The 5,368-nt window shown below is 63.4% G+C and carries 2 protein-coding genes; both read left to right on the plus strand.

All coding sequences use genetic code 11. The features are described from left to right. The first annotated feature begins 250 nt into the window (after positions 1 to 250). On the plus strand, positions 251 to 2,263 hold the full coding sequence (locus tag E5W70_RS30550) for an acetyl/propionyl/methylcrotonyl-CoA carboxylase subunit alpha (protein WP_292664987.1): 2,013 nt from the start codon (positions 251 to 253) through the stop codon (positions 2,261 to 2,263). 564 nt (positions 2,264 to 2,827) lie between these two features. Beyond that, positions 2,828 to 5,368, plus strand: a 2,541-nt coding sequence (gene dnaE, locus E5W70_RS30555) for a DNA polymerase III subunit alpha (protein ID WP_292664988.1), incomplete at its 3' end; no start/stop codon positions are given.

Consider the following 5,368-nt stretch of genomic DNA (forward strand, 5'->3'; position numbering starts at 1 on the left):
TTTCCGGCGGCGACGGCGACAGCGGCGCGCGTTTTCATCAGGCAATCCTCCCAAGGCGGTCTGCAATCCAAGTTAGATTTAACTTACCATTCAGCTCTGCGCTATGCACGAAGCGACGTTCTGACCCCGGATTTTCGTCAGCGCTCGCCGATTTGCATCCGGGATAGGCCCGACTTTGCCTTGACCGGCCCCCTGAAGCCCATAAAACGGGAAGCCCGTAAAAGATGGGCAGCCGAGGGACAAGGCCTGCATGTTCACGAAGATCCTGGTCGCCAACCGTGGCGAGATCGCCTGCCGCGTGATCAAGACGGCGCGCAAGATGGGCATCGCCACCGTCGCGGTCTATTCCGACGCCGACCGCGACGCCGTGCATGTCGAAATGGCCGACGAGGCGGTGCATATCGGGCCTTCCCCGGCTGCGCAAAGTTATCTGGTCCCGGAAAAGATTATCGCCGCCTGCAAGGCGACAGGGGCCGAGGCCGTGCATCCCGGCTACGGCTTCCTGTCGGAGCGGGCATCCTTCTGCGAAGCGCTGGAGCAGGAAGGCATCGTCTTCATCGGCCCGAAGCCCAAAGCCATCAAGGCGATGGGCGACAAGATCGAATCGAAGAAGTTCGCCAATGCGGCCAAGGTGTCGACGGTGCCCGGCTGGCTCGGCGTCGCCGAAAACGCCGCCCATGCCGAAAGGATAGCCGGCGAAATCGGCTATCCCGTGATGATCAAGGCCTCGGCCGGCGGCGGCGGGAAGGGCATGCGCATCGCCTGGAGCAAGGCAGAGGTGCGCGACGGCTTTGACCGGGCGCGCTCGGAGGCGAAAAGCTCGTTCGGCGATGACCGCGTCTTCATCGAGAAGTTCATCGTCGATCCGCGCCATATCGAAATCCAGGTGCTCGCCGACGCGCATGGCAACACACTCTATCTCGGCGAGCGCGAATGCTCGATCCAGCGCCGCAACCAGAAGGTCGTGGAGGAGGCGCCGTCGCCCTTCCTCGATGCCAAGACCCGCAAAGCCATGGGCGAGCAGTCGGTGGCGCTGGCCAAGGCGGTCGATTACCAGAGCGCCGGCACGGTCGAATTCATCGTCGACAGCGACAAGAACTTCTATTTCCTGGAAATGAACACGCGGCTGCAGGTAGAGCATCCGGTGACGGAACTCGTCACCGGCATCGACCTGGTCGAGCAGATGATCCGCGTGGCAGCCGGCGAAAAGCTCGCCATCAAGCAGAGCGACGTCAAGCTGAACGGCTGGGCGGTGGAAAGCCGCCTCTATGCCGAAGACCCCTATCGCAATTTTCTGCCGTCGATCGGCAGGCTGACGAAATACCGGCCGCCGGAAGAGGGAAAATTCGGCGAAATCGTCATCCGCAACGATACCGGCGTCACCGAAGGCTCGGAAATTTCGATGTTCTACGATCCGATGGTCGCCAAGCTGTGCACCTGGGCGCCGACGCGGCTGGCGGCGATCGATGCGATGTCGGAAGCGCTGGATAGTTTCGTCGTCGACGGCATCGAGCATAACATCCCGTTCCTGGCGGCGCTGATGCAGCATCCGCGCTGGTGGGAAGGGCGGCTGTCCACCGCTTTCATCGCCGAGGAATACCCGGACGGCTTCGCGCCGATCGTGCCAGACGCCGAGGAGAAAGCGGTGCTGGCGGCGATCGCAACCGCGGTCGAACTGCTGCGCCGCGACCGGCTCGACCGGCTGGGCGGGCGGCTGGCGCCGCATTCGGGTGCCTTGAAACGCGATTGGGTGCTGAAGATCGGCCGGGACTATCTTTCGGTGGCCATCGTCGAAGGCGTGATTTCCATTCCGATGGAGCTCGATCTCACAATCGACGGCGGCAAACCGCTGACCGTGGCATCCGACTGGCGGCCGGGCGATCTCATCTGGCGCGGCACGGTCGGCGGCCGCAAGGTCGCGGCGCAAGTCAGGCCGGTGCTGAACGGGTTTCGCATCGCCTGGAAAGGCATGTCGGTGACAGCCCGCGCCATGCTGCCGCGCACGGCCGAGCTCGAAAGGCTGATGCCGGAAAAAGTGGCGCCGGACACCTCCAAGATGCTGCTTTGTCCAATGCCCGGTCTTGTCGTGTCGATCGCCGTTGCCGAGGGGCAGGAGGTCAAGGCCGGCGAGACGCTTGCCGTGGTGGAAGCGATGAAGATGGAAAACGTGCTGCGCGCCGAGCGCGACCTCATCGTCTCGAAGCTCAACGCCAAGCCCGGCGACAGCCTTGCCGTCGACGCGGTGATCATGGAATTCGCGTGAGGCTGGAAAATCGCCTGAGGCTGGCGGGACGGCGCCCCCCTCTGTCCTGCCGGACATCTCCCCCACTTGGGGGGAGATCGGCAGCTTCGGGGACAGCGCCCCTTCTGCACCCCACGAGATTGGCGAAAGCCGAGATGACAGCCAATCTCCCCACTAGAGGGGGAGATGTCCGGCAGGGGGCGCGAAGGAACGCGACCTTGCAACTGGTTGGGCACGCCCAATGGAGGAGGGACAAGGCGAGGCGGTGAGGAATTCGCTTTTTTTGCCCTCACAACGTATTTTGTTCTTGCTTTGTGCCGGCAGCTATGCTAATGGTTTGGGTATGGTGCTAATTGGCTCCAACGACCCGCCTTTGAGGCGGGTTTTGTGTTTCCGGGCCCGAGGTTGGCGGGACAGCGCCCCTCTCTGTCCTGCCGGACATCTCCCCCACGAGGGGGGAGATTGGCAGCTTCGGCGGCTGCTCTAAACGTCCAAAGCTCCAATCGCTACCGCTGGACTCGTGTTACCCGGTGCCGGACAATACATCTTCATCGACTGAGTCCTTGTGAGGCGGCGCGAAAAACCATGGCGGATGAGAGACTTCCACGCGATCCCTTGCTGCGCGAGGCCTATGCAAAGGCGTCGCGGGCGGAGGCGGCGGCGCGTCGGTTCATTCATCTGCGCGTGCATTCGGCCTATTCGCTGCTCGAAGGTGCCTTGCAGCTCGGCAAGATCGTCGGCCATGCGGTGCAGGACGAGTGCCCGGCGATCGCCGTCACCGACACCAACAATCTGTTCGGCGCACTGGAATTCGCCCAGAAGGCGGTAAAGGACGGCATCCAGCCGATCATCGGCTGCCAGATCGACCTCGCCTTTTCCGGCGAGGCGAGCGACAGCCAGCGCGACCGCAGGCGGCAAGGACCGGAGATTCGGCCGGTTGTCCTGATCGCCGCAACCGAGGCCGGCTACGGCAAGCTGGTCAGGCTGGTCAGCCGCGTCTACCTCGAGACACCGCCCGGCGAAGCGGTGCATCTGACGAGCGAGATGCTGCAAGGCCATTCAGACGGTTTGATCTGCCTTACCGGCGGGCCGCGCGGTCCGATCGGCACTGCCTTGAAAGAGGATCGCCGCGAACTCGCCGAGACCCGGCTGCTCGCGCTCAAGGGCCTGTTCGGCGACCGGCTCTATGTCGAGCTTGAGCGGGTGTCCGGCTACGACCGCGCGATCGAGCAGTCGTCGGTCGACCTCGCCTACCGCCACGATCTGCCGCTGGTTGCCACCAACGAGGCGTTTTTCTTTTCTCGTGAAGACTATGAGGCGCATGACGCCCTGATCGCCATCGCCGAAGGTTCCGTGGTTGCGGCCGATAATCGCCGCCGCCTTTCGCCCGACCACTTCCTGAGAAGCCAGGCCGATATGGCGAGGCTATTCGCCGACCTGCCGGAAGCAATCGACAACACCGTCGAGATCGCCCTGCGCTGCTCCTACTATCCGAAGACCCGCAACCCGATCCTGCCGCGCTTTGCCGGCCGCGATGTCGCCGACGCCGATGCGGCGGTTAAAGCGGAGGCGCAGGAGCTTGCCCGGCAGGCGCATGAAGGGCTGGACGCGCGGCTGGCGGCGCATGGCCTCACACCCGGCTACACGGCCGACCAATATCGCGAAAGACTGGATTTCGAGCTCGGCGTCATCGAGAAGATGAAATATCCCGGCTATTTCCTGATCGTTGCCGACTTCATCAAATGGGCAAAGGCGCAAGGCATTCCGGTCGGCCCGGGCCGCGGTTCGGGCGCCGGCTCGCTGGTCGCCTATGCCACCACCATCACCGACATCGATCCGCTGCGCTTTTCGCTGCTGTTCGAGCGCTTCCTCAATCCCGATCGCGTGTCGATGCCCGACTTCGACATCGACTTCTGCCAGGACCGGCGCGAGGAGGTCATCCGTTACGTCCAGCAGAAATACGGCCGCGACCAGGTCGGCCAGATCATCACCTTCGGCACGCTGCAGGCGCGCGCGGTACTGCGCGACGTCGGTCGCGTGCTGCAGATGCCCTATGGCCAGGTCGACAAGCTGAGCAAGATGGTGCCGTCGAACCCGGCCAATCCGGTCAAGCTCGCCGACGCCATCGCCAACGAACCGCGCTTTGCCGAAGAGGCGGAGCGTGAGCCGATCGTGCAAACGCTGCTCGACACGGCGCAGAAACTGGAAGGTCTTTATCGGCACGCCTCGACGCATGCCGCCGGCATCGTCATCGGCGACCGGCCACTGTCGGAGCTGGTGCCGATGTACCGCGACCCGCGATCGGACATGCCGGTCACGCAGTTCAACATGAAGTATGTCGAACAGGCCGGGCTGGTGAAATTCGACTTCCTTGGCCTGAAGACGCTGACGGTGCTGGACAGGGCCGTCAAGCTGATCCGCCGCCGCGGCATCGAGATCGATCTCGCCCACATTCCGCTCGACGACCCGGAAACCTACGCCATGCTGTCGCGCGGCGAGGTGGTCGGCGTGTTCCAGGTGGAAAGTGCCGGCATGCGCAAGGCGCTGATCGGCATGCGGCCCGACTGCATCGAGGACATTATCGCGCTGGTTGCGCTCTATCGGCCCGGGCCGATGGAGAACATACCGACCTACAACGCCAGAAAGCACGGCGAGGAGGAGATGGCGTCGATCCACCCGAAGATCGACCATCTCGTCAAGGAGACGCAAGGCGTCATCGTCTACCAGGAACAGGTGATGCAGATCGCGCAGGAGCTCTCCGGCTATTCGCTGGGCGAAGCCGATCTGCTGCGCCGCGCCATGGGCAAGAAGATCCGCGCCGAGATGGACAAACAGCGCGAGCGCTTTGTTTCGGGTGCGGTCGAGCGCGGCGTCGGCAAGCCGCAAGCCGACTTCATCTTCGACCTGCTGGCAAAATTTGCCGACTACGGTTTCAACAAATCGCATGCCGCCGCCTATGCCGTCGTCTCCTACCAGACCGCCTATCTGAAGGCGCATTACCCGGTCGAATTCCTGGCCGCGTCGATGACGCTCGACATGGGCAATACGGACAAGCTCGCCGATTTCCGCCAGGATGCGCTGCGCCTCGGCATCGAAGTGGTGGCGCCGTCGGTGATGACGTCGTTC

It is taken from the genome of Mesorhizobium sp., from assembly GCF_005063415.1.
Taxonomy (GTDB): domain Bacteria; phylum Pseudomonadota; class Alphaproteobacteria; order Rhizobiales; family Rhizobiaceae; genus Mesorhizobium.